Genomic DNA, 23,013 nt, shown 5'->3' on the forward strand with positions numbered 1-23,013 from the left:
ACGACAGGAACAGGAGGGGGCGTCATGTTTCGTAGGACCCTGATGAACGGCGCGATCGCGTTCGCGGTCGTCGCCTTGGCCGGCGCCGTCCAGGCCCAGACCGCGCCAGCCGATCGGCCGTGGATGAACACCAAGCTTTCGGCCGACGAGCGTGCCAAGCTGCTGGACCAGGCCCTGACCGACGACGAGCGTTACGGCCTGCTGCACGGGATCATGCCGATCCCGTTCTTCCCCAACGCCAAGATCCCCGAGGAGGCCATTCCCGGGGCGGGTTACGTCGCCGGCATTCCGCGCCTCGGCGTGCCGGCGCTGTACGAGACCGACGCCAGCCTGGGGGTGACCAACCCGATGAACGTCCGCAAGGGCGACATCGCCACGGCCCTTCCATCGGGCCTGGCGCTGGGCGCGACCTGGAACCCGGCCCTGGCCTACATGGGTGGGGCGGTCGTCGGCGAGGAGGCGGCCAAGAAGGGCTTCAACGTCCTGCTGGGCGGCGGCATGAACCTGACCGCCGAGCCGCGCAACGGCCGCAACTTCGAGTATCTGGCCGAGGATCCGCTGCTGGCCGGCGTCCTCGCCGGCGAGGCCGTGCGCGGCACGCAGGACCAGAAGGTCATCTCGACGGTCAAGCACTTCGCCCTCAACGACCAGGAGACCGGTCGCAACGTCGTCGACGCCACGATCGGTGAGCAGGGCTTCCGCCAGGGTGAACTGCTGGCCTTCCAGTTCGCGATCGAGAAGGGCAAGCCCGGCTCGGTGATGTGCGCCTACAACAAGATCAACGGTCACTACGCCTGCGACAACGACTTCCTACTGAACAAGGTGTTGAAGGGCGACTGGGCCTGGCCGGGCTGGGTGATGTCCGACTGGGGCGCGGTCCCTGGCGTCAGCGCCGCAGTCAACGGCCTTGATCAGCAGTCGGGCGCGCAGCTGGACCGCCAGGTCTGGTTCGACAAGCCGCTGAAGGAAGCCGTGGCCAAGGGCGAGGTCCAGCAGGCCCGGGTCAACGACATGTCGCGCCGCATCCTGCGCTCGATGTTCGCGGTCGGCGTGTTCGACACGCCCTTGCGCAAGGGCCAGGCGATCGACTACGACGCCGGCGCGGCCGCCTCCAAGACGGTGGCCCAGCAAGGCATCGTCCTGCTGAAGAACGACAAGAACCTCCTGCCGCTGCTGAAGACCGCCAAGTCGATCGTGGTGGTCGGTGGTTATGCCGACAAGGGCGTCCTGTCGGGCGGCGGCTCGTCGCAGGTGACCACGGGAACCGGCCATGCCGCATCCATTCCCGTGGGCGGCGACGGCCCGATGGTGGCCTGGGCCAGCCAAGTCTATCACCCGTCCTCGCCGCTCAAGGCGATCAAGGACAAGGCTCCGGGCGCGAACGTGCGGTTCTCCGACGGTCGCTATCCGTCGGAGGCCGCGGCCCTGGCCAAGGACGCCGAGGTGGCGGTGGTGTTCGCCACGCAATGGAACATGGAGAGCATCGACGCGGGCGACATGTCCCTGCCGCAAGGCCAGGATCAGTTGATCGCCGCCGTCGCCGCCGCCAACCCGAATACGATCGTGGTCCTGGAGACTGGCAACCCCGTGCTGATGCCGTGGCTGACCTCCGTGCCGGCCGTGGTCGAGGCCTGGTATTCCGGGGCCAAGGGCGGTGAGGCGATCGCCGACGTGCTGTTCGGCGACGTCAACCCGTCGGGCCGCCTGCCCATCACCTTCCCAGCCTCCGAGGACCAGCTTCACGACCGCCAGATCGCGGGCTTTGGCTATGTCGGTCCGGGCTTCGGTGACTCACCCGAGGTGCTGGCCGAGAAGGGCAAGGGCTTCGAGGCCAGCCATCCGGAGGGCTCGGACATCGGCTACCGCTGGTATGCGCGCAAGGGCTTCAGGCCGCTGTTCCCGTTCGGTTACGGCCTGTCCTACACCAGCTTCAAGTACGGAGGCTTGAAGGTCTCTGGCGGCGACACGATCACGGCCAGCTTCGACGTGACCAACACAGGCGCCAAGGCCGGGGCGGATGTGCCGCAGGTCTATTTGACCGCCCGCTCGGGCGCGCCGGAACTGCGCCTGCTGGGCTGGAACCGGGTCGAGCTGGCGCCGGGCGAGACCAAGCGCGTGACCGTCACCGCCGACCGCCGCCTGTTGGCTGATTTCGACGTCAAGGCCCGCAAGTGGCGGATCGACGCCGGGACCTACGACGTCGCTGTCGGCGCCTCGGCGACGGCGCTGGACGCCAAGGCCTCGGCCAAGGTCAAGGCCGGCGCGCTTAAACCGTAGAAGAGACAAGTCCTTGGGGGAGGGCTTGGGCCTTCGACCGCGTCCGCGTGGGGCGCGCGCGGTCGAAGGCCATCCCCCAGACTATAAAAGAATCGGACGGGAGGCCGACATGACCCTCAAGCGTGACCTGATCGGAGCGGCCGCGGCCGCCTTGCTGCTGGCGCCGTTCGCGGCCCAAGCCCAAACGCCGCCGGCTCAGGGACAGGCGGCCAGCTGCCTGCCGCGCGGCTTCTTCGCCGGCCCGGCGGCCTACAAGTCGGTGGAGCAGCTGCCCGACGGCCGCGTCACCTTCCGCCTGTGCGCGCCGGAGGCCCAGGCCGCCATGGTGACCAGCACCGACAACGCCGATGTCATCCCGATGGGCTTCGGCGGCGGGCCGCGCGGCCTGGCCATGACCAAGGACGCCTCGGGCCTGTGGAGCGTCACGACCGACAAGCCGGTCGCGGCCGACACCTACCGCTTCAACTTCAACGTCGATGGCGCGCGCGTGCCTGATCCGCAGGGGACGCGGTTCTCTGAAGAGCGCGTCGGGGTCAACAGCACCTTCGAGGTCATGGGCCCGGCCGGCGCCTTCCAGACCTTCGACAAGGCCGTGCCGCATGGCGTGGTCTCGACGGTGGAGTACTGGTCTGGATCGCTGAACGTGCGCCGCCGCGCCCACGTCTACACGCCGCCCGGCTACGAGAAGGGCAAGGGCGTCTATCCGGTGCTCTATCTGGTCCACGGCGCCGGCGACAGCGACGACAGCTGGACCTCGGTCGGCCACGCCCAATACATCCTCGACAACCTGATCGCGGCCGGGAAGGCCAAGCCGATGATCATCGTCATGCCCGCCGGCCATACGCCTGATCGGCCTGGCGCGAACATGCTGGTCAACACCGACTTCGGCGACGATTTCCTCAAGGACCTGATCCCGTACGTCGACGCCCGTTACCGCACGAGCGCCAAGGCCGACGCACGGGCGATGGCCGGCCTGTCGATGGGCGGCGCGCACACCATTCAGAACGGCCTGACCCATCCGGAGCTCTTCCACTACATCGGGATCTTCAGCATGGGCTTGCAATCGTCCGAGCAGGCGACCGAGTACGCGACCCGCAATGACGCGGCGCTGACGCAGGGCGCCAAGGCGTTCAAGCTGGTCTACTACGCCATGGGCAAGGACGACTTCCTGCACGGGACCGTCGCCTCGACCCGCGCGACGCTGGACAAGTACGGGATCGCCCACGTCTATAACGAGAGCGGCGGAGGCCACACCTGGATCAACTGGCGCCGCTACCTGGCCGATTTCGCGCCGCGCCTGTTCAAGTAGGAGCGCCAGCCATGGCTCGAATGCTTCCGGCCTTCGCCCTCGCGCTAGGTCTGCTGTCCCTGAGCCAGCCCGCTAGCGCCCAGCTCCTGAACACCGCCAGGGTGACGCAGGGCGTGTTGGAAGCCGGGCCGCCCGAAAAGGGCGTGGCCGTCTTCAAAGGCGTGCCGTTCGCCGCGCCGCCCGAAGGCGACCTGCGCTGGCGCGCCCCAAGGCGCCCGCCGCCTGGAGCGGCGTGCGAAAGGCCGGCCACTTCGGCGCCAACTGCATGCAAACGGGCGGAGGCGGCAAGGGCTTCGGGCCCTGGACCACCGAGTATATCATCCAGGACCCGGTCGCCGAGGACTGCCTCTATCTGAACGTCTGGACCCCGGCCAGGACGGTGGGCGACAAGCTGCCGGTGCTGGTGTGGATCCACGGCGGCGGCTTCAGCAGCGGCTCGGGCTCGGTGCCGATCTACGACGGCGCGGCCTTCGCCGCGCGCGGTGTCGTGATGGTGACCCTCAACTATCGCGTCGGCGTGTTCGGCTTCCTGGCGCATCCGGCTTTCACGGCCGAGGCGGGGACCTCGGGCAATTACGGCCTGATGGATCAGGTCGAGGCCCTGAAGTGGATCAAGGCGAACATCGCCGCATTCGGTGGCGACCCGGCCAAGGTCACCATCGCCGGCCAGTCGGCGGGCGCGGCCTCGGTGCACGAACTGATCGCCGCACCCTCGGCCAAGGGCCTGTTCGCTCGCGCCATCGCCCAGAGTGGTTCGGGCATGGGGCTTGGGACCACGCCGCGTGCGGCGGCCGAGGTCGACGGCGTCCGCTTCGCGAGCCAGGCCGGCGCCGCCTCCCTCTCGGACCTGCGGGCCATGCCGGCCGAGACACTGTTGGCGGTGCGCGGCGAGGGCGGTGGCCTGCGCTTCGCCCCGATCATTGATGGCGTGTTCATCCCCGGCGACCCGAACGATCCTGCCAAGGTCGCGTCCAACGTACCGATGCTGACCGGCCTTACCGCCGACGAGGCTAGCGGCATGGTCCCCAACTACGGCCGCGCCAGCGCCGCCGAGCTGAAGGGGCAGCTGTCTCGCGCGTTCGGCGCCTTGAGCGACCGCGCGACGGCGCTCTATCCGGCCGCCGACGACGCAGAGGCGGGCTTGGTCAACTGCCGCTGGGCGCGCGAGCGCGGCCTGGCCTCGACCGTGCTGTGGGCGGCGCAGCGGCAGAAGGCCGGCGGTCAGCCGACCTTCGTCTACCAGTTCACCCACGTCGAGCCCGGCCCCGACGCGCCGCGCTACGGCGCGTTCCATTCGTCCGAGATCCCCTACGTCTTCCAGACGCTGGACAAGTCGCCGGATCGACCATTCACCGCCGCCGACCGAGCGCTGTCAGAACAGATGGCGACCTATTGGGTCAACTTCGTGAAGGCTGGCGATCCCAACGGCTCGGGCCTGCCGGCCTGGCCGCGCTTCGACGCCACCGAAGGGCGGATCCTGGAAATCGGCGAGCACACCGGTGCGCGCGAGGCTTTGCCGCCGGCCACCCTGTCGCTCTATCGCGACCTGGCGGCGCAGGGCGGCCGGATGAGCATCTTCTAGGCCAGAGACAGGGGAGCGGGACTTGATCGAGGCAATGGTGGCCCTGGCGATGGCGGCCACGCCCGCGGGGCAGTCGCCCAAGACCGCGTGCGGCGACCTGGCCGGCTTCACGGTCGAAGCGGCGCGGATCGGCTTGCCGACCACCGGCGCGAAGGTCACCAGCGCCTCGGCCGATCCGGCTGGAGTCTGCGTGGTCAAAGGCGCGATCGCCCCCGTCGACCCCGCGGCGCCGCCGATAAACTTCCAGATCAACCTGCCGGCCGCCTGGAATGGCAAGGCGGTGCAGATCGGCGGCGGCGGCTATGACGGCTTCCTGGTCTCCGGCCGCAGCCCAAGTTTCCTGCCCAAGGACAAGGAGCGGGTCGCGACGGGCTATGCGACCTTCGGCTCGGATTCCGGTCACCAGGGCGGCGGTGGGGACCCGCGGCTAGCGGTGGGCGACGCGTCCTTCGCGATGAACGAGGAAGCCTGGATCAACTTCGGCCACGCCCAGATCAAGAAGACGCGCGACGTCGCCGTGGCGGTCATGGGCCGTTTCTACGGGACGGGACCGCGTCGGCTCTATTTCTACGGCAACTCGCAGGGCGGCCATGAAGGTCTGATCGCCGCCCAGCGTTTCCCGGCCGACTACGATGGCGTGGTGGCCATCCACCCGGCCTACAATTTCACGGCCCTGCAGCTGTCGGGCCTGAACCTGGCGAAACATCTCTACGCGCCGGGCGCCTGGATCAGCCCGGCCAAGACGCGGCTGATCGGCGACGCGGTCGTGGCCAAGTGCGATGGCCTCGACGGATTGATGGACGGCGTGGTCTCGAACGTCGCCGCCTGCCGCGCCGCCTTCGACGTGCGGACCCTGCGGTGCCCTGGCGACTCCGAGAGCGACGGATGCCTGACGAGCGCCCAGGTGAAGGCGGCCATCGCCATCTCGCAACCCACACGGTTCGGCATGGTGATCAGCGGTGGCGACACGTTCGGCGGCTGGCCGATCCTGGAAGGCGCGTTCGGCAAGGGCAGCTTCTTCGGCCTGGGCTTCCGGTCCGTCCCGGGCAAGCCGCCGACCGGTCAGGACGCGTTCGGTTTCCTGATGGCCGACCAGGGCGTGCGCTACATGATGGTCCGCGATCCGGCCTACGACTCGCTGGCCTTCGAGCCCACCCAGCACCGCGCGGCGGTGGCGCGCTCGGCCGAGCTGGTCGACGCCAGCAGCACCGACCTGGATCCCTTCCGGGCGCGGGGCGGCAAGCTGCTGCTGATGCACGGCACGGTCGACATGGCCATCCCACCCAGCAACTCGATCGCCTACTACCAGCGCCTGAGCGCGCGGTACGGAACGGCCCTGCCGGGCTTCCTTCGATTCTATATCGCGCCTGGCTTCGGCCATGGCGACGGACCGTTCCCGGTGTCGTGGAATTCGCTGGAGGCGCTCGACCATTGGGTCGAGGCCGGACAGGCGCCGGGTCCGCAGACGATCGCCGACACCTCGCCGGATGGCGGCGGACGCGCGCGGCCATTGTGCGAGTTTCCGCGCTGGCCACGCTACGACGGCAAGGGCGATCCGAACCGCGCCGACAGCTTCGCCTGCGTGAACTGAGCCCGGACCGGCTTGCGGGGCGCCGGCCAGCCGGCTTTAAGGTCCGGAGCGCCTGGGGAGGTCGCGTCACGTCATGCACATCACGCTGGGTCAGATCCGCGCCTTCGTCACGGTTGCCTCGACGAACAGCTTCACGCGCGCGGCCGAGGTCCTGGCGCTGTCGCAGCCGGCCCTGACCAACCGCGTTCGTCAGTTCGAGGAGGCGCTGGGCCTGCGCCTGTTCGACCGTAACACCCGCTCGGTCGAGCTGACCCATGTTGGCCGGGAGCTGCTGCCGATTTTCCTGCGCACGATCACCGAGTTCGAGGGGGCGGTGGTCAACGCCCGCGATTTCGTCTCCAAGACCAAGGGGTTGGTCCGCCTGGCCTGCCTGCCGTCGTGCGCGGCGACCATGCTCCCCGAGCTGATCGCCCGCTTCCAGCTCGACCACCCCAACGTCACGTTTGAGGTCGAGGACGCGTTGAACAGCGCCATCGCCACTCTGGTGCGCGAGGACCGCGTCGACTTCGGCATCGGCATGGCCGACGCCAACGACGACGACCTCGAGCAGATCAAGCTGTTCGACGACGCCATGATGCTGGTTCATCCCGAGGGACACCCGGTCGCCGACGCGCCGACGATTTCGGTCGAAACTCTGGCGACCTATCCGCTGATCCTGATGAACCGAGGCAGCAGCGTGCGCGACCTCGTCGACGGAGCCTTCATCGCGGCCGGCCGCACGGCGACGCCGGCCTGCCAGGTTCGCTACATGTCGACGGCTGTGGCCCTGGTCCGGGCCGGGCTGGGTTTGGCGATCCTGCCGTCGACCGCCGTCGAGTTCCGCAGCCAGGCCAATGTTCGGGCCCGGCGGATTCAGGACCCGGCCTTTACCCGCACGATTGTGCTGATGCGGCGCCGGCATTCGCCCGTCCGACCGGTCGTGCAAACGTTTATCGATAGTATCTGCGTGGCTGCTGGATCCGTTTCATGCGGATTTATCGAGTAAGGCTATTAATCGATCCAAACTTCCGTTTTGTGCGCGGGCTTCGGGGATCGGCATATACGCCTGACAAGCTGACACAGCGTCCAGGAAGAAACGCCCCTCATGCTCGCTCTCATAGGCGTCTTGGCGATCCTCGCACTGACCGCGGCGATCCTGTCCAATCGCGCCTCGCCCGTCGCGGCGTTGATCCTCATACCTTTGGCGGCCGCGATCGCGATCGGCCAGGGCGCCCAGGCCCCGGCCATGATGGTGGCGGGCATCGGCAAGATCGCGCCGGTGGCGGCGATGTTCGTCTTCGCCATCCTGTTCTTCGGCGTGATGACCGACGCGGGCCTCTTGGATCCGATCGTTCGCCGCATCCTCAAGGCCGTGGGCCGCCGTCCCAGCCGGATCACAGTGGGCACGGCGCTGCTGGCCCTGATCATCCACCTCGACGGTTCGGGCGCGGTTTGTTTCCTGGTGGCGATCCCGGCCATGCGGCCGCTGTACGACACCCTGGGCATGGACCGCCGGATCCTGGCCTGCGTGGCGTCGCTGGCGGCCGGGGTGAACTTCCTGCCGTGGACGGGCCCGACGGTGCGCGCGGCCTCGGCGCTGCACATCCCGGTGCTGGACATCTTCAAGCCGATGATCGGGGTGCAACTGGCGGGCCTGGCTTTCGTCTTCGTCGTCAGCTGGTGGCTAGGCAAGCGCGAGGAGAAGCGTCTCGGCCTGGTGGAGGCCGCCGCCGATGGCGCGCCGACGCTGGACATTCCCGAGCACGGCGCCGAGCCGGGCTTGGCGCGGCCCGGTCTGTTCTGGCTGAACCTGGCCTTGACCCTGGTAGCCATGGGTATGCTGGTCGCGGGTGTGGCCCCGCCGGCCGTGGTGTTCATGGTCGCCTTCGCCGCGGCCCTGCTGATCAACTATCCCAAGGTGGCGGACCAGCGGGCCCGGATCGACGCCCACGCCCGTTCGGCGCTGCTGATGGCCTCGGTGCTGATCGCGGCCGGCGCCTTTACCGGTGTGATGGGCGGGGCGGGTTTCCTGAAGGCCATGGCCGACGCGGCGGTCGCCAATGTCCATCCCGACAGCGGCCGGCACATTCCGTTCGTCCTGTCGCTGCTGGCCATGCCGCTGAGCATGGTCTTCGATCCGGACTCCTTCTATTTCGGCGTCCTGCCGGTGATCGCCGAGACCCACGCCCGCCTGGGCGGCGCGCCGGTCCAGGTGGCCCAGGCCGCTCTCGTCGGCCAGATGACGGCGGGCTTCCCCGTCAGCCCGCTGACGCCGGCGACTTTCCTGGTGGCGGGCCTGGCCGGGGTCGAGCTGTCGGCCCACCAGAAGTTCGCCTTCCCGTTCCTCTACGGCGCGTCGCTGGTCATGGCGGTCGCTTGCCTGCTGCTGGGGTTGTTTCCGCTTTGACGTCCTCTCCTGAACCTCGTGTCGTTCGCATCGGCGCCGGCGCCGGTTTCGCCGGCGACCGCATCGAGCCGGCCATCGAACTGGTCCGCGAAGGGCGGCTCGACTACCTGGTGTTCGAGTGCCTGGCCGAGCGCACCATCGCCTTGGCCCAGCGCGCGCGCCTGGGGGATCCGAGCGGCGGCTACGACCCGCTGCTGGAGTCGCGGATGCGCGCGGTGCTGCCGCTGTGCGTCGAGAAAGGCGTGCGCATCGTTTCGAACATGGGCGCGGCCAATCCGGCCGCCGCCGCCGCCCGCATCGCCGAGTTGGCCGCTGACCTGCGGCTTCCAGGCTTGAAGATCGCCGCCGTCGTTGGCGACGACGTGCTGGATGTAGTGGCGGGATCGACCCGGCCCCTGCTGGAGGTTGGCGGTGACGTCGCCAGCCTGGGCGACAGCCTGATCTCGGCCAACGCCTATCTGGGCTGTGAGCCGATCGTCCAGGCCTTGGCCGGCGGCGCTCAGGTCGTGGTCACCGGTCGCGTCGCCGATCCGTCCCTTTTTCTGGCGCCCCTGGTCCATGAGTTCGGCTGGGCGCCGGACGACTGGGAGCGCCTGGGACGAGGCACCGTCGTGGGCCATCTGCTGGAATGCGCCGGCCAGGTCACCGGCGGCTATTTCGCCGACCCCGACGTCAAGATGGTGCCTGACCTGGCGCGACTGGGTTTCCCGCTGGCCGAGGTGTCCGCCGACGGCTCGGCGGTGATCACCAAGGTCGAGGGCTCGGGCGGTCGCGTCGACGTGGCCACCTGCACCGAGCAACTGCTGTACGAGCTGCACGACCCCACGCAGTACTTGACGCCCGACGTCACCGCCGACTTCTCGACCGTGCGGTTCGAGGCTGTCGGTCCGGACCGCGTCGCCGTGCGCGGCGGGGGCGGCCGGCCGCGTCCCGCCCAGCTGAAGGTCTCGCTGGGTCGCAAGGAAGGCTTCATCGGCGAGGGGGCGATTTCGTACGCCGGCTCCAGCGCCGTCGCGCGCGGACGCCTGGCCCTGGACATCATAGCCGAGCGCTTCCGCCTGACCGGCCTGGCGCCCGAGGAAACGCGGTTCGAGTTGATCGGCGTCGACGCCGTGGCGCCCGAGAGCCTGGTGTCGGCCTTCGCGCCGATGGAGGTCCGGGCCCGGGTCGTGGCCCGCACGCGCACGCTGGGCGAAGCCGAACGCATCGGCCGCGAGGTCGAAGCCCTCTATACCAACGGACCGGCCGGCGGCGGCGGGGCCACGCGACTGGTGACCCCGGTCATCGGCGTGGTCTCGACCCTGATCGAGCGCGAGCTGGTCCAGCCCCACGTGATCTTCGAGGCAGCGTTATGAAGCTGCGCGACCTGGCGCATGCCCGCAGCGGCGACAAGGGTGATGTCTCCAACATCTCAGTCATCGCCTACGGTCCAGACGCCTATGACCGCGTGCGGCGGGCCCTGACGCCCGAACGGGTCAAGACGCACCTGCGCGACATCGTGCGCGGCGAGGTTCGCCGTTACGACCTGCCGGACCTGATGGCTCTGAACTTCGTGTTGAACGGGGCTCTGGGCGGCGGCGTGACGCGGTCGCTGGCGCTGGACGCTCATGGCAAGTGCCTGAGCGGGCTGCTGCTGGAGCTGGATATCGAGGAGACGTCGGTATGACCCTGCGCAAGGCGCTTTGCCTGGGCGCGGCCCTGGCCTCGACACTGGCTGCTCCGGCGGTCGCGGCGCAGGCGCCCAAGGGCGTCACGGTGCTGCGCCATCTGAGCTTCGATGGCGTCACCGACGACCTGGTCGGTCTGGCCGCCAAGCCCGCTGCCTACGCCGATCCGCTGCATCCGAACGCCGCCGAACTGCGTCGGGCGACCATGGCGGTCCGGCCGGACCCTGCCTCGGGCTGGGGACGTCTGTTCGGGCCGACGATCGACGCGGCGACGGGCCAGCCCTATCCGGACGGCGGCCGCGTGGCCGGCGAAGAGTACCTGGCCTATACGCACGGTCCCGGCGGCGGGAAGAGCGCTGTCCTGCTGCAAGTCCCCGCCAAGCTGTCGCGCGTGCAGCGCTGCATCCTGGCCGTGCCGCAGGCGGGCTCGTTCGGGATCTATCATGACATCTCCACGACCGGCTTCTGGGGCCTGCAGCGCGGCTGCGCGGTGGTCTACAGCGACAAAGGCCACGGCACGGGCGCGCACGACCTTTCGAGCGACACCGTCACCCTGATCGATGGGACCACCGCCAAGGCCTCCGAGGCCGGAGCGCTGTCGCATTTCACCGCGCCACTGTCGGCCAAGGCCCGCGCCGCCTTTCTAGCCCGTTGGCCGCACCGCATCGCCTTCAAGGCCGCCCATTCGCGGCTCAATCCCGAGAGCCAGTGGGGCGAGGACGTGCTGCGCGCCATCCGCTACGCCTTCTGGCAGCTGAACGATCGCGACGGCGGCGGCTGGACCTCGGACAACACGATCGTCATCGTCGCCGGTAACTCCAACGGCGGCGGCGCGACACTTTACGCGGGCGAAAAGGACCACGAAGGTCTGATCGACGGACTGGTGGCGGGCGAGCCTCAGGTCCAGGTGCGCGGCGATCCCGAGATCCGGGTGCTGCGCGGCGACAAGGCGCGGGCCAATGGCGCGCGCACGCTGCTGGACTACTTCACCTTCGCCAACCTTTACGAGCCCTGCGCGGTGCTAGCCATGACGGACGCGCCATGGGCCGACCGTGTGACCCACGCCGCCGACCGCTGCGCCTCGCTGAAGCAGACCGGCCTGCTGGATGCTGGCGACCTGACCGGTCAGGCGCGTGAGTCCCAGGACAAGCTGCTGGCCTATGGCTTCGATCCCGAGACCGAAGTGCTCAACGCCGCCGGCTACCTGATCGGCCCCGACGCCACCGCCGCCAAGTACGCCAGCGACCACGGCCGCTTCGGCGTCGAGCGACGGATCTGCGGCTACAGCTACGCCTCGGTCGACGCCGAGGGCAGGCCGCGCGTGGTTCCGCCCGCCGAGTTCGCCGAAATCTTCGCCAAGGCCTCGGGCGGCGCTCCCACGGGCAGCATCGACCTGATCAACGACAACGACCCGCGTGGCCCGCGTCGCAACGACCTGTCAATCTCGCCCAGCACGGGGCGGACCGACTACAATCTGGATGGGGCTCGCTGCCTGCGCGAGCTGGCGATTGGCCACTCGTCCGACGCTCGCCGGGTCCAGGCCGGGATCGCCGAATTCCTGGCCGACGGGAACCTGCACGGCAAGCCGGCGATCATCGTGCACGGTCGGGCCGACAATCGCGTGCCGCCGGCCTTCAGTTCACGGCCCTATCTCGCGGCCAACAGCCTGAAGGAGGGCGCGGCCAGTCGGCTGCGCTACATGGAGGTGGAGAACGCCGAGCACTTCGGTTTCGCCATGCCTGGCTTCGACACGCGCTTCGTGCCGCTGGCCTACTACAATCTGCGCGCTCTGGACCTGGTCTGGGAGACCCTGACCACCGGCGCGCCGCTGCCAGGCAATCAGATCATCCGCACTCGGCCGCGCGGTGGAACGCCCGGCAAGGCGCCCGCCCTGACCCCGGACAACATCCCGCCGATCGCGATCGTCCCACGCGCGGCCGACCGGATCCGGGTCCAGTTGGGCGTGGTCGCGCTGCCGGATTGAGCTTGGGAATATTGATAACGACGCCTGATTAATCGATCAGGAAATGCCATTTCCCAAGCGTCCGGCTTATCGCGTAACAACGGTTTCACACGCTGGCGTGCGACCGGCGACAGGAGGAGACATCAGAGTGGATCACATTCTGACCTAGCGGCCCATTCGCCGCTCAAGCCCGAAAACCGCTTCCACATCAACCGGTCGTGTCCCCACGCGCGACCGATCGGCGCCCTGCGTCAAAAAACAAAAAAGGGGAGGGAAACATCATGCGTAATTCCATTCGGCGTCGTCTTCTGGCCGGCCTCGGCGGCGTATCGGCCGCGGCCCTGCTGGCGGGCGGGGCCTGCGCCCAGGATCAGGCGGGCCAGAATCCGTCGAGCCAGAATTCGTCAGGGGAGGCCACTCAGGTCGACGCCGTGGTCGTCACGGGCAGCTTCCTGCGCAACATCAAGCAGGAGGATGTGGCCTCGCCCGTCGTGACGGTCGACCAGAAGGCCCTGACCAAGACCGGCGTCGTCTCGATCGGCGACCTGCTGCGCTACGTCCCGCAGAACATCGGCAGCATGGGCGGCGTCCAGGACCTCGCCAAGGGCGGCCAGGACAGCAAGGACACCCGCTCGGCCAACCTGCGCGGCCTGGGCTCGGGCGCGACCCTGGTGCTGATGAACGGCCGCCGGGTCGTGAAGTCGGATGGCTACGTCAACCTCAACAGCCTGACCCCGCCGATCGCCGTCGCGCGCGTCGAGACGGTGCTGGATGGCGCCTCGGCCACCTACGGCGCGGACGCCGTGGCCGGCGTGTTCAACATCATCACCGACGGTCGCTTCGAGGGCTTCAAGACTAGCGCCCAGTACACCTATATCGAGGACTCGCCGGCCTGGCAGGTCCAGGCGATGTGGGGCGCCAAGGGCGACCGTTCGCGGCTGGTGGTCTCTGCCTCGTACACCGACATCGAGCGGCTGCAGAACGCCGACCGAGCGGTGACCAACATCTACAACCCCTCGTCGGGCGCCGGGGCCAACCCCGGATCCTTCACCCTGACGGCCCGTCCGCGCACCGCCGGCGGCGGCGACGTGGTCATCAACGGGGTGAACTATTCCACCCTGTACGACAGCTACAAGAACACGGCCGGCACGTTGGCGGTGGTCGATCCCAACTGCGGCTCGACGGTGACCAAGAGCGTCTTCACGCCCTCGGCCAGCGGTCCCGGCTACGCGATCGGGTCGTGCGCCTTCAGCTTCCAGGCCCAGAACCCGATCCGCGGCGCCAGCCAGAGCGGCCTGATCCACGTCGAGGGCGAGTACGACCTGACCGACCAGCACACCCTGTTCCTGGAATCGGCGATCTACCACCAGGACTCGCAGCGCTACGGCGTGCCGTCCTACGCCCAGAACCACAACGGCGCGACGCCGCCGATCGTGCCGGCCTCGAACCCCTACAACCCGTTTGGCGTGGCCGTGTATTATGTGGGACGGCCCATCGGCTCGCAGGGGCTGGCGGGGCTGAACTACAACGTCCAACGCAACGAGGCGAACCAGTTCCACAACGTGGTCGGCGCCAAGGGCCCGCTGTTCGGCGACTGGAACTACGCCGCCACCCTGACCTCGTCGTGGTCCAGCAACGTGTTCCGCGACCACGACACCGACATGAACCTGTTCCAGGCCGCGCTGAACGGCTACGGCGGCCAGAACTGCAACTACCGCTGGAACGGCGCGGGCGTCGGCGCGGTCGCGGGGCAGGGCAACTGCTACTATCTGAGCCCCTTCGCCAAGGACAACACGACCAACAATCCGGCGGTCCTGTTCAACATCCAGTCCGAGGTGTTCACCCGCACGGTTCGTGACATGGAGATCGCCGACCTGGTGATCGACGGCACGCTGGGCAAGCTGCGCCTGCCGGCCGGCGACATCTCCGGCGCCGTCGGCCTGCAATGGCGGCGGGAAGGGGAGTCGATCCACTATTCCGATCTGCTGCGCAGCGGCTACGCCGCGTTCGGCGGCCCGTCGGTGGACCGCGACGCCGACCGCACGATCAAGAGCATCTTCACCGAGTGGAACCTGCCGATCATCGACGGCATGAATCTCGATCTGGCCGTGCGCCACGAGGACTACGGTGGCTTCAAGACGACCAATCCCAAGGCCTCGCTGATCTGGCGGCCGAACGAGAGCCTGTCGTTGCGCGCCTCGGCCAGCACGGCCTTCCAGGCCCCGGGCCTGGAGAACGCGACCAACGGTCCGATCAGCAACAACGTCGTCAACATCACCGACCCGGTGCTGGGCACCACCAATTTCCGGACAGTGACCACGATCGGCAACGCCGACCTCAAGCCGCAGACCTCCAAGGTGCATAACCTGGGCGTCACCTGGCTGCCGGTGCGTCGCGCCTCGCTGTCACTGGATTGGTGGACTTTCAAGTACGACAACCAGATCGCCGTGCAGAACGGCCAGGCCGTGATCAACGCCGCGCCCAATGGGCCGCAGGTGGTGCGCGACCAGAGCGGCGTGGCCCAGACGATCTACGTCACCAGCTACAACGCCAAGAGCGGCACCCAGACCTCCGGTCTGGACATCGCGGGCAGTTGGTCGTTCGACGTGGGCGACAGCACCTTCACTCTGCGTGACAACCTCAGCTATCTGCTGAAGTACGACATCGACACCGGTTCGCTGGTCTATGACGGGATCGGTCGCCGCAACAACACGACCACCTCGCCCTCGACCGCGGCGGCCGCGCCCAAGTACCGGAACCTGACCTCGGTCGACTGGTCGATGGGGCCGCACTTCGCCAGCGCCACCGTTCGCTACGTCTCGGGCGTGGTCGACGACTACGCGATCGCCATCACCGCCTCGACCACGGCGCGGGTGAAGTCGTGGACCGTGCTGGATCTGCAGTACGCCTACGCGTTCGGCCAGGACGAGCGCTATCGCGTGACGGTCGGCGCGATCAACGTCTTCGACCGCGCGGCGCCGTCGGCCAAGTACACGGGCTATCTGAGTTCGGTGGCGGATCCGTTCGGCCGCCAGTCCTACGTCCGTCTCGACGCACGCTTCTAACCCCGGACCACCTCGGCTCCTGCGCGCCCTCCGATCGACATGATCGGAGGGCTTTTTTTCGACAAGCCTGGCAATCGCGTCGGCGCCGCACGTCGGCGAACCGAAGCGGGTCAAGGTCCGTTCCTGATCCCAAGTAGACTTGACGCCGAAGATCTTCGCTGACGCCGTCGCTTGACGGGCCGTATTCCGTCCGGGTTCCCATAAGCCAGCTCTTGACCGCGAACGAGTGGAGCGACCTATGATTTCGCGAACGTTTGACTGATCAAGGGCGGCGTGCGCCCGCCCGGGCAAACTTACTCGCTGGTAGGGACATTCGTTAGTGGAGCAACAGTTGTCCGACCTCGACAAGTTGCAGCCCATTCTCAATACCGCGATCGACGCCGTCGTCGTCATGGATGCGCGTGGATTGATCGTGGACTGGAGCCGCCGCGCCCAGGCGATGTTCGGTTGGGCGAGATCCGAGGTTCTGGGACGACCGTTGGGCGACGTCATCATACCGCCGCCTCTTCGCCAGGCCCATCAGCGGGGGCTTGACCGTTTCGTCGCGACGAAGATCAGCAGCGTGCAGGGCCAGCTTCTGGAACTGAGCGCGCTTCGTCGGGATGGCGAGGCGTTTCCTGTCGAACTGTCGATCACCACCTGGGGATCGGACGAAGATCCGCTCTTTTTGGGTTTCCTCCGCGACATTTCCGAACGCCGCGACGCGGTCGTCAAGCTCGCCGCCAGCGAGGCGCGATTTCGCGCGGCGGTGGATGCGGTGGAGGGCGTGCTGTGGACCAACAACGCCGCCGGGGAGATGATCGGCGCGCAGCCGGGCTGGGAGAAGCTGACAGGGCAATCTCAGGCCGAATATCAGGGTTTCGGTTGGGCCCAGACGGTTCACCCCGATGATGCGCAGCCGACCATCGAGGCGTGGCTGGCCGCGGTCGCCGAACGGCGGCCGTTTATCTTCGAGCACCGCGTACGGCGTCATGACGGCGCCTGGCGGACATTCCAGATCCGCGCGGTCCCCGTCCTGGAAGCCGACGATACGGTCCGCGAATGGGTCGGGGTTCATACCGACGTCACCGAGCAGAAGACTACCGAAGCGCGACTGCGGGTCAGCGAAGCGCGCTTCCGGGCCATGGCCGACGCGGCGCCGTCCCCGGTTTGGATGACCACCGCCGAGGGTGGCGTCGAGTTCGTCAACCAAGCGTTCGCGGAATTCGCGGGCCTCGACCGCGACGGTCTGCTTGGCAATGTCTGGATCAATCTGATCCATCCCGACGACATCGGCGAGGTTCTTGCTCGGCGAATTGAAGCGCGCGCGACCCTTGCGTCCTACAGCTTCGAAGCCCGTTTTCGCGCCGCCGATACGGGAAGCTACAGGTGGATGCTGGCCAATGCGCGCCCACGCTTCGACGAGGTCGGGCAGTTCATCGGCTATCTGGGCATGGCCATGGATCTGACGGCGATCAAGGAAGCTCAGATTCATCAGCGGCTGCTGATCAACGAGCTCAATCATCGGGTCAAGAACACCCTGGCGGCGATACAGTCGATCGTCCGGCAGACACTGAAGCCGGGCGAAACCCCGCCGCAGGTCCGCGAGAAACTCTTCGAGCGCTTGATGGCGATGTCGGCCGCCCACGATGTCCTGACCCGGGAGAACTGGTCGAGCGCTGGTGTCGAGGAAGTCGTGCGCCAGGCCGTGCGGCCGTTCATCGACAACGGCGACACCGCGCGGATCATGCTGGCCGGACCACCCCTGAGGGTTGGGCCCAGCGCGGCTCTGGCCTTGGCCTTGGCGCTCCACGAACTGGGCACGAACGCGGTCAAGTACGGCGCACTATCGGTCCCGGCGGGCGTCGTGAGGATCGAATGGTCGTGGACGGCGTCGGGACAGGCTCAGTTGCTATGGCGGGAGACCGGCGGGCCGGGGGTGGCGCCGCCCGCGCACAGAGGGTTTGGCGCGCGATTGCTGAGCGGCGGCCTGGCGTCCGACCTGGGCGGGAGACCGGAACTGATCTTCGCGCCCGAAGGCGTGGAGGCGCGACTGACTCTACGGGTCGAGGGCGCGGGGAGCGAATACGGGTAAGGGCTTGCCGCGCGCGTTCAGGCGCGGTGAAAGCCTATCGGGTGGCGGAGCGCAGCCCTTGGACCAGGGACTGCGCCGCGATCGCGGCCTGAGTGCGGTTGTGCACGTTGAGCTTGCGCATCAGCGCGGTCATGTGGGCCTTGACCGTGGCCTCGGCGATGCCGAGGTCGAAAGCGATCTGCTTGTTGAGCAGGCCCAGATTGACGCCCTCGAGGACCTTCATCTGGGTCGGCGTGAGCCCACCAAGCGCCGCCTGCAGATCCTGGTCGGTAACGCGGACTTGCGTCGTAGTCATGCCTGAACCCCTCTGTCTCGTCCCTGCGCATCCGTTTCGAGCCGGCGCGGCGCCCGTTTGTCTCTCCGCCGATCTGAGTCGGTCGGTGCGGGTCACGTGTCAGGATGGTAGCGCTATCTGTAGGACAGGTTCAAGATATTTTCGCGATGTGAGCGCGAACATTGTGACGATAACATCGCAATAACGAAATCTGTCATACAGGTTTGGCGAATTGGCGCATCGTGGGCCTGGCCATCGCGGCCGGTTGGCCACAAGCTGGGCCACGAGTGCTTCCAGTCCGCCGCGAATGGTCCGATGCTGGCGGCGGTCGAACGGGAGATCGATGGATGAGCGAGGGCCGTCTGGCCGACCGGGCCTATACGGGCATCGTCGAAATGATCAACAGCGACGGCCTGGAGGTGGGTGATCGCCTGCCGTCCGAGTCGCGTCTGGCGGAGATCTTCGGCATGTCACGCACGGTCGTGCGCGAGGCGCTCGTCCGGCTGGCGGCCGATAGCATCACCGAAGCTCGCCGCGGCGCCGGCTCGTACGTGAAGAACCGTCCGTCCGACAAGCTGGGCGCTTACATGCCGTTGTCCGAGCTGCCGTCGACCATGGGCAGCTATGAGGTGCGGTTCGTGCTCGAGGCCGAGGCCGCGCGGCTGGCGGCGATGCGACGCTCAGCCGAGGAGATGGCCAGTATCGAGGACGCGCTGTCGAAGTTGCGCTCGGCGCTGCTGTCCAGCGCGCCGGCCCACGCCGAGGACATGGAGCTGCATCGCCAGATCGTGCTGGCGACCGCCAATCCCGCCTTCCTCGTCGCGTTCGAGGCGCTGGAGGCGGATGTCGACAAGATCATGCGCGCCGGGGTCGACATCTCGCGGTCGCGTCCGCCGGAAGCGATCGAGGCGATGATGCGCGAGCACGAGATGATCGTGGAGGCGATCCGGGCGCAGGACGGCGACGGCGCGGCGCTGGCCATGCGCTGGCACCTGTCATGCGGACGAAAGCGGCTGATGCCCTAGGTTCGCGAGAGGCGTCGGCGTCCGAAGCCAGGCATGGGCGATGTCGCACAGGCGTTCCGGTGGCTCGACGGCGTCGAGCGTGAAGACCATCTCATCGGCGTCTGGTCGCTCGAGGGTGGCCAGTTGGCTATCCAACAGGCTGGTTGGCATGTAGTGGCCCGAACGCTGGCTGAGCCGCCTCAGGAGTTCGTCATAGCCCGCGTCCAGCAAGACGAAGCGCGTGGGAACCGGAATGGCCTCGCGCAGACGCTGGCGGTAGCGGAGGCGCAGCGCCGAGCACGCCGCCACGACCGCGCCGCCTGACGCGAGGGTCTCGCCGATGGCGGCGCCCAGGCGATCCAGCCATGGCCAGCGGTCGTCATCGTCCAGGGGCTTGCCGGCCCGCATCTTGGCGACCGCGCGGGCGTCATGAAAGTCGTCGCCTTCCAGGAACGGGCAGTCCAGTCTTTGGGCCAGCAACGCGCCCAGCGTCGACTTTCCGCTTCCGCTAACGCCCATGGCGATCACGGCGAGGCCGGTTGGGCGTGCGAGTCTGGCTGACGATGGCAAGCGATGTCCCCGAGGCTGGCGGACGGGCAGACGCATCGAGGGATCGACACGGCAGGATTGGGCTCGGGTTCTAGCGGGGCGTCGGCGAGGCGTAACTACGACCATGGTCGAGGATGGTGGCCGCCGCCCCGCCTTCTAGTCTGCCGCCAAAGTAGATTTGGGGAGTGGCATGCGAGCGATCCTGTTGTCGGCGGTGTTGTCGGGGATTTGGGCGGCTTCGAGCCCCGCCATGGCGGCGGTCCCCATCGGTTCGGCTCTGCCGATGACGCCGGACGATCCTCGCGCGATCACGGTCAAGGCCGCGGGCGACGGCCGCGCCGACGACACCGACGCGGTCCAGCAGGCGATCGACGCTGCGCGAGACAAGGCGGGCCATGGCCTGGTCTTCCTGCCGTCAGGTCGCTACCGCCTCAGCCGCAGCATCCTGGTGCCGCCGGGCGTGCGGGTCTTCGGCGTGGGCAAGACCCGGCCAGTCTTCGTGCTGGGCGCCAATACCCCCGGCTTCCAGGAGGGCGTGGGCACGATGATCGTGTTCACGGGCGGCGACCAGTATCAGGTCGGCGACATCCCCGTGCCGGTCCCGACCGTGCGCCCCGCGACCGCCAAGGTCCGCGACGCCAATTCCGGCACCTTCTATTCGTCGATGGCCAATATCGACATCGAGATCGGCGACGGCAATCCGGCGGCGGCGGGCGTCCGATTCCGGATGGCCCAGCACGCCTTCCTCCGTCACATGGACTTCCGCCTGGGCTCGGGGTTCGCCGGTGTCTATCAGGCCGGCAACGTCATGGAGGATGTCCACTTCCATGGCGGCCGCTACGGCATCGTCACCGAGAAGACCTCGCCCGCCTGGCAGTTCACATTGATAGACTCGAGTTTCGACGGCCAGCGCGACGCGGCGATCCGCGAGCACGAGGTCGATCTGACCCTGGTCAACGTGGCCATCAAGAACACCCCGGTCGGGATCGAGATCGATCGGGGCTACAGCGACAGCCTGTGGGGCAAGAACGTCCGCTTCGAGAACGTCTCCAAGGCGGGCGTCGTCATCTCGGCCGAGGACAGCGTCTTCACGCAGATCGGCTTCGACAACGCCGTGGCGTCCAACACTCCGGTGTTCGCCCGCTTCCGCGACAGCGGCAAGACGGTGCCAGGAAAGGGCAAGGCCTATCGCGTGGGTTCGTTCACCTACGGCCTGACCCTGCCGGGCCTGGGCCAGATGGGCCAATACGAGACGCGCTCGGACATCACGCCGCTGAAGACCTTGCCGGCGACCACGGCGCCGGCGCTGCGGTCCTTACCGCCGATGAGCGCGTGGACCAACGTCAAGACCCTGGGGGTGAAGGGCGACGGGACCAGCGACGACACCGCTGCGCTGCAGAAAGCGATCGACACCCATCGGGTGCTGTACCTGCCGACCGGCTTCTACATGGTCTCCGACACCCTGAAGCTTCGGCCCGACACGGTGCTGATCGGGCTGCATCCGGCGCGGGCCCAGTTGGTCATTCCTGATGGCAGTCCGGGCTACGTCGGGGTCGGGACGGTGAAACCGATCCTGGAGACCCCGCGCGGCGGCGACAACATCGTGTCGGGCATCGGCCTGTTCACCGGCCGCGTGAACCCGCGCGCCTCGGCGCTGCTGTGGCGATCGGGCGAGAATTCCCTGGTCACCGACGTCAAGATCATGGGCGGCGGCGGCACGCCGACCTCGGACGGCAAGCCGCTCTTCGTCGCCCAGGCCCGCAGCGGCGATCCGGTGGCCGACGGCCGCTGGGACGCGCAATATCCCAGCATCTGGGTGACCGATGGCGGTGGCGGCACGTTCGCCAATGTCTGGAGTCCCAACACCTTCGCCTCTGCCGGCTTCTACATCAGCGATACCAAGACGCCGGGCCACATCTACGAGGTCTCGGTCGAGCACCACGTGCGCAACGAGTTCGTGCTCGATAATGTCGAGAACTGGGAGTTCCTGGCCCCTCAGACCGAGCAGGAGGTCGGCGATGGCCCCGACGCGGTGTCGCTGGAGATCCGCAACTCGAAGAACATCCTGTTCGCGAACTATCACGGCTACCGGGTCACGCGCACGTATCACCCGGCCGAGACGGCGGTGAAGCTGTTCAACTCGTCGGACATCCGCTTCCGCAACGTCCACATCAACGCCGAGAGCGGCGTGGCCCTGTGCGACAAGATCGGCTGCGGCACCTATCTGCGGGCGAGCAAATATCCGTTCGAGAACGCCATCCAGGACAAGACCAGCAAGCTGGAGGTCCGCGAACGAGAGTTCGCGGTGTTGGACGTCAAGGGTGAGCAGCCGCCGCCGGCGGCGGCAGATCCAAAGGTCCGGAAGCTGGAAACCGGCTTCTGGTCGATCTCGGGCGCGACGGCGGGCGCCGATGGCGCGCTCTATTTCGTCGAGAAGCGATTCCAGCGGATCTATCGCTGGACGGCGGCCAAGGGGCTGGAGATCGTGCGCGACAGTTCTCTGGATCCCACCAACCTGGCGGTCGACCGCTCGGGCAATCTTCTGGTGGTGTCGTCGCTGGGACCGCAGGGCGCGGTCTATTCTATAGATCCAAATGGGCCGAAGGACGCCCTCACCGTGATCGCGCCGACGACCGTCGCGCCGCGCGCCGGGGCCAAGACGCTGCTGCCGGTCAACTGGTGGAACAACGGCGAGTTCAAGGATCAGTACGACCCGGCCACGGGCCAGTTCACCACCCTGGCCGAGATGTTCGCCCGCGACGTCGGCGCGCCCAAGGCGCAGGAATATGTCTCGCCCGACGGCAGCGTGTCGCTGCCCGCTTTCCGGGTGTGGCAACAGGGACCGCCGGACCACGTCGGTTGGCGTTGGGCCGACAGCCTGCAGGCCAACGGCCTGATCGGCGGCGCGGTCGGCGAGCGGGTGTTTGTCACCAATGGATCCGAAAACCGGACCTACAGCGGTCAGGTCGGCCCCGGCGGGACGCTGACCGATCTCAAGGTCTTCGCCAATCGGGGCGGGGAGAGCGTCGCGGTCGACGGGCAGGGGAATGTGTTCGTCGCCAACGGTCAGATCTTCCAGTACGCGCCGGATGGCCGCCTGGCGGGCCGGATCGACGTGCCGGAGCGCCCGCTGCAGCTGATCTTCGGCGGCGAGGGCGGCAAGACCCTGTTCGTCCTGACCCATCGCTCGCTCTACGCGGTGACGCCCTAGGGCGAAGGCGACCAATCCAAGACTTGCGTTTGTCCACGGCGGGGCCGAGATCCCGCCGTGG

At 67.8% G+C, this 23,013-nt stretch carries 14 protein-coding genes and 1 pseudogene; 13 read left to right on the forward strand and 2 right to left on the reverse strand.

The features are described 5' to 3' along the window. The first annotated feature begins 24 nt into the window (after window positions 1–24). The 11 genes and pseudogenes from MZV50_RS12160 to MZV50_RS12210 all read left to right on the forward strand — a co-directional run bounded on the left by MZV50_RS12160 (window position 25) and on the right by MZV50_RS12210 (window position 17,914). The gene (locus MZV50_RS12160) at window positions 25–2,277 is read left to right on the forward strand and encodes a beta-glucosidase family protein (protein ID WP_252634900.1); all 2,253 of its coding nucleotides are present in this window, start codon (window positions 25–27) and stop codon (window positions 2,275–2,277) included. Window positions 2,278–2,386: 109 nt separating this feature from the next. Further along, window positions 2,387–3,586 (forward strand): alpha/beta hydrolase, encoded by a 1,200-nt coding sequence (locus tag MZV50_RS12165; RefSeq protein ID WP_252634902.1) that lies wholly within the window; start codon window positions 2,387–2,389, stop codon window positions 3,584–3,586. Window positions 3,587–3,606: 20 nt separating this feature from the next. Then, a pseudogene (locus tag MZV50_RS12170) lies at window positions 3,607–5,168 on the forward strand (carboxylesterase/lipase family protein). A 22-nt stretch (window positions 5,169–5,190) separates the two neighbouring features. Beyond that, the gene (locus MZV50_RS12175) at window positions 5,191–6,759 is read left to right on the forward strand and encodes a tannase/feruloyl esterase family alpha/beta hydrolase (RefSeq protein ID WP_252634903.1); all 1,569 of its coding nucleotides are present in this window, start codon (window positions 5,191–5,193) and stop codon (window positions 6,757–6,759) included. Between the two features lie 73 nt (window positions 6,760–6,832). Then, a complete protein-coding gene (locus MZV50_RS12180; RefSeq protein WP_252634904.1) occupies window positions 6,833–7,744 on the forward strand; it encodes a LysR family transcriptional regulator in 912 nt (303 codons plus the stop codon). Window positions 7,745–7,843: 99 nt separating this feature from the next. Further along, window positions 7,844–9,145, forward strand: coding sequence for a CitMHS family transporter (locus MZV50_RS12185; protein WP_252634905.1), 1,302 nt, complete (start codon window positions 7,844–7,846; stop codon window positions 9,143–9,145). Continuing rightward, window positions 9,142–10,500, forward strand: coding sequence for an acyclic terpene utilization AtuA family protein (locus MZV50_RS12190; RefSeq protein ID WP_252634907.1), 1,359 nt, complete (start codon window positions 9,142–9,144; stop codon window positions 10,498–10,500). Before MZV50_RS12185 ends, MZV50_RS12190 begins: the two co-directional genes overlap by 4 nt. Then, window positions 10,497–10,811: an AtuA-related protein gene (locus tag MZV50_RS12195; RefSeq protein WP_252634908.1), complete on the forward strand. Its 315-nt coding sequence runs from the start codon at window positions 10,497–10,499 to the stop codon at window positions 10,809–10,811. The genes MZV50_RS12190 and MZV50_RS12195 overlap by 4 nt, the downstream gene beginning before the upstream one ends. Continuing rightward, window positions 10,808–12,796 (forward strand): D-(-)-3-hydroxybutyrate oligomer hydrolase, encoded by a 1,989-nt coding sequence (locus MZV50_RS12200; RefSeq protein ID WP_252634910.1) that lies wholly within the window; start codon window positions 10,808–10,810, stop codon window positions 12,794–12,796. Before MZV50_RS12195 ends, MZV50_RS12200 begins: the two co-directional genes overlap by 4 nt. Window positions 12,797–13,056: 260 nt before the next feature. Next, entirely contained in the window at window positions 13,057–15,840 is a 2,784-nt protein-coding gene (locus tag MZV50_RS12205; RefSeq protein ID WP_252634912.1) for a TonB-dependent receptor domain-containing protein, read from the forward strand. Window positions 15,841–16,171: 331 nt separating this feature from the next. Continuing rightward, window positions 16,172–17,914 carry a PAS domain S-box protein gene (locus MZV50_RS12210; RefSeq protein WP_252634914.1) on the forward strand — a complete coding sequence of 581 codons (1,743 nt, stop codon included), beginning with the start codon at window positions 16,172–16,174 and terminating at the stop codon, window positions 17,912–17,914. A 34-nt stretch (window positions 17,915–17,948) separates the two neighbouring features. Here the strand turns inward: MZV50_RS12210 and MZV50_RS12215 are convergent, their stop codons facing one another. Further along, window positions 17,949–18,209 (reverse strand): helix-turn-helix domain-containing protein, encoded by a 261-nt coding sequence (locus MZV50_RS12215; protein WP_252634916.1) that lies wholly within the window; start codon window positions 18,207–18,209, stop codon window positions 17,949–17,951. A gap of 326 nt (window positions 18,210–18,535) precedes the next feature. On the opposite strand from MZV50_RS12215, the gene MZV50_RS12220 reads away from it, so the two are divergent. Beyond that, window positions 18,536–19,213 (forward strand): FadR/GntR family transcriptional regulator, encoded by a 678-nt coding sequence (locus tag MZV50_RS12220; protein WP_252634917.1) that lies wholly within the window; start codon window positions 18,536–18,538, stop codon window positions 19,211–19,213. Here MZV50_RS12220 and MZV50_RS12225 read toward each other — a convergent pair. After that, window positions 19,184–19,798: a gluconokinase gene (locus tag MZV50_RS12225; protein WP_289781919.1), complete on the reverse strand. Its 615-nt coding sequence runs from the start codon at window positions 19,796–19,798 to the stop codon at window positions 19,184–19,186. The genes MZV50_RS12220 and MZV50_RS12225 overlap by 30 nt on opposite strands. Before the next feature lie 193 nt (window positions 19,799–19,991). Here MZV50_RS12225 and MZV50_RS12230 point away from each other — a divergent pair, with 193 nt between their 5' ends. Beyond that, the gene (locus MZV50_RS12230) at window positions 19,992–22,952 is read left to right on the forward strand and encodes a glycosyl hydrolase family 28-related protein (protein ID WP_436792219.1); all 2,961 of its coding nucleotides are present in this window, start codon (window positions 19,992–19,994) and stop codon (window positions 22,950–22,952) included. The last annotated feature ends 61 nt before the right edge of the window (window positions 22,953–23,013 follow it).

It is taken from the genome of Caulobacter segnis (genome assembly GCF_023935105.1).
GTDB lineage: Bacteria > Pseudomonadota > Alphaproteobacteria > Caulobacterales > Caulobacteraceae > Caulobacter > Caulobacter segnis_B.

What these genes read in the sequence shown, in the direction of transcription:
- MZV50_RS12160 (WP_252634900.1), top strand. Translation starts at nt 25, where the DNA reads ATGTTTCGTAGGACCCTGATGAACGGCGCGATCGCGTTCGCGGTCGTC.
- MZV50_RS12165 (WP_252634902.1), top strand. Translation starts at nt 2,387, where the DNA reads ATGACCCTCAAGCGTGACCTGATCGGAGCGGCCGCGGCCGCCTTGCTG.
- MZV50_RS12200 (WP_252634910.1), top strand. Translation starts at nt 10,808, where the DNA reads ATGACCCTGCGCAAGGCGCTTTGCCTGGGCGCGGCCCTGGCCTCGACA.
- MZV50_RS12230 (WP_436792219.1), top strand. Translation starts at nt 19,992, where the DNA reads ATGGCGGCGGTCCCCATCGGTTCGGCTCTGCCGATGACGCCGGACGAT.
- MZV50_RS12180 (WP_252634904.1), top strand. Translation starts at nt 6,833, where the DNA reads ATGCACATCACGCTGGGTCAGATCCGCGCCTTCGTCACGGTTGCCTCG.
- MZV50_RS12205 (WP_252634912.1), top strand. Translation starts at nt 13,057, where the DNA reads ATGCGTAATTCCATTCGGCGTCGTCTTCTGGCCGGCCTCGGCGGCGTA.
- MZV50_RS12220 (WP_252634917.1), top strand. Translation starts at nt 18,536, where the DNA reads ATGAGCGAGGGCCGTCTGGCCGACCGGGCCTATACGGGCATCGTCGAA.
- MZV50_RS12215 (WP_252634916.1), bottom strand. Translation starts at nt 18,209, where the DNA reads ATGACTACGACGCAAGTCCGCGTTACCGACCAGGATCTGCAGGCGGCG.
- MZV50_RS12195 (WP_252634908.1), top strand. Translation starts at nt 10,497, where the DNA reads ATGAAGCTGCGCGACCTGGCGCATGCCCGCAGCGGCGACAAGGGTGAT.
- MZV50_RS12225 (WP_289781919.1), bottom strand. Translation starts at nt 19,798, where the DNA reads ATGCGTCTGCCCGTCCGCCAGCCTCGGGGACATCGCTTGCCATCGTCA.
- MZV50_RS12185 (WP_252634905.1), top strand. Translation starts at nt 7,844, where the DNA reads ATGCTCGCTCTCATAGGCGTCTTGGCGATCCTCGCACTGACCGCGGCG.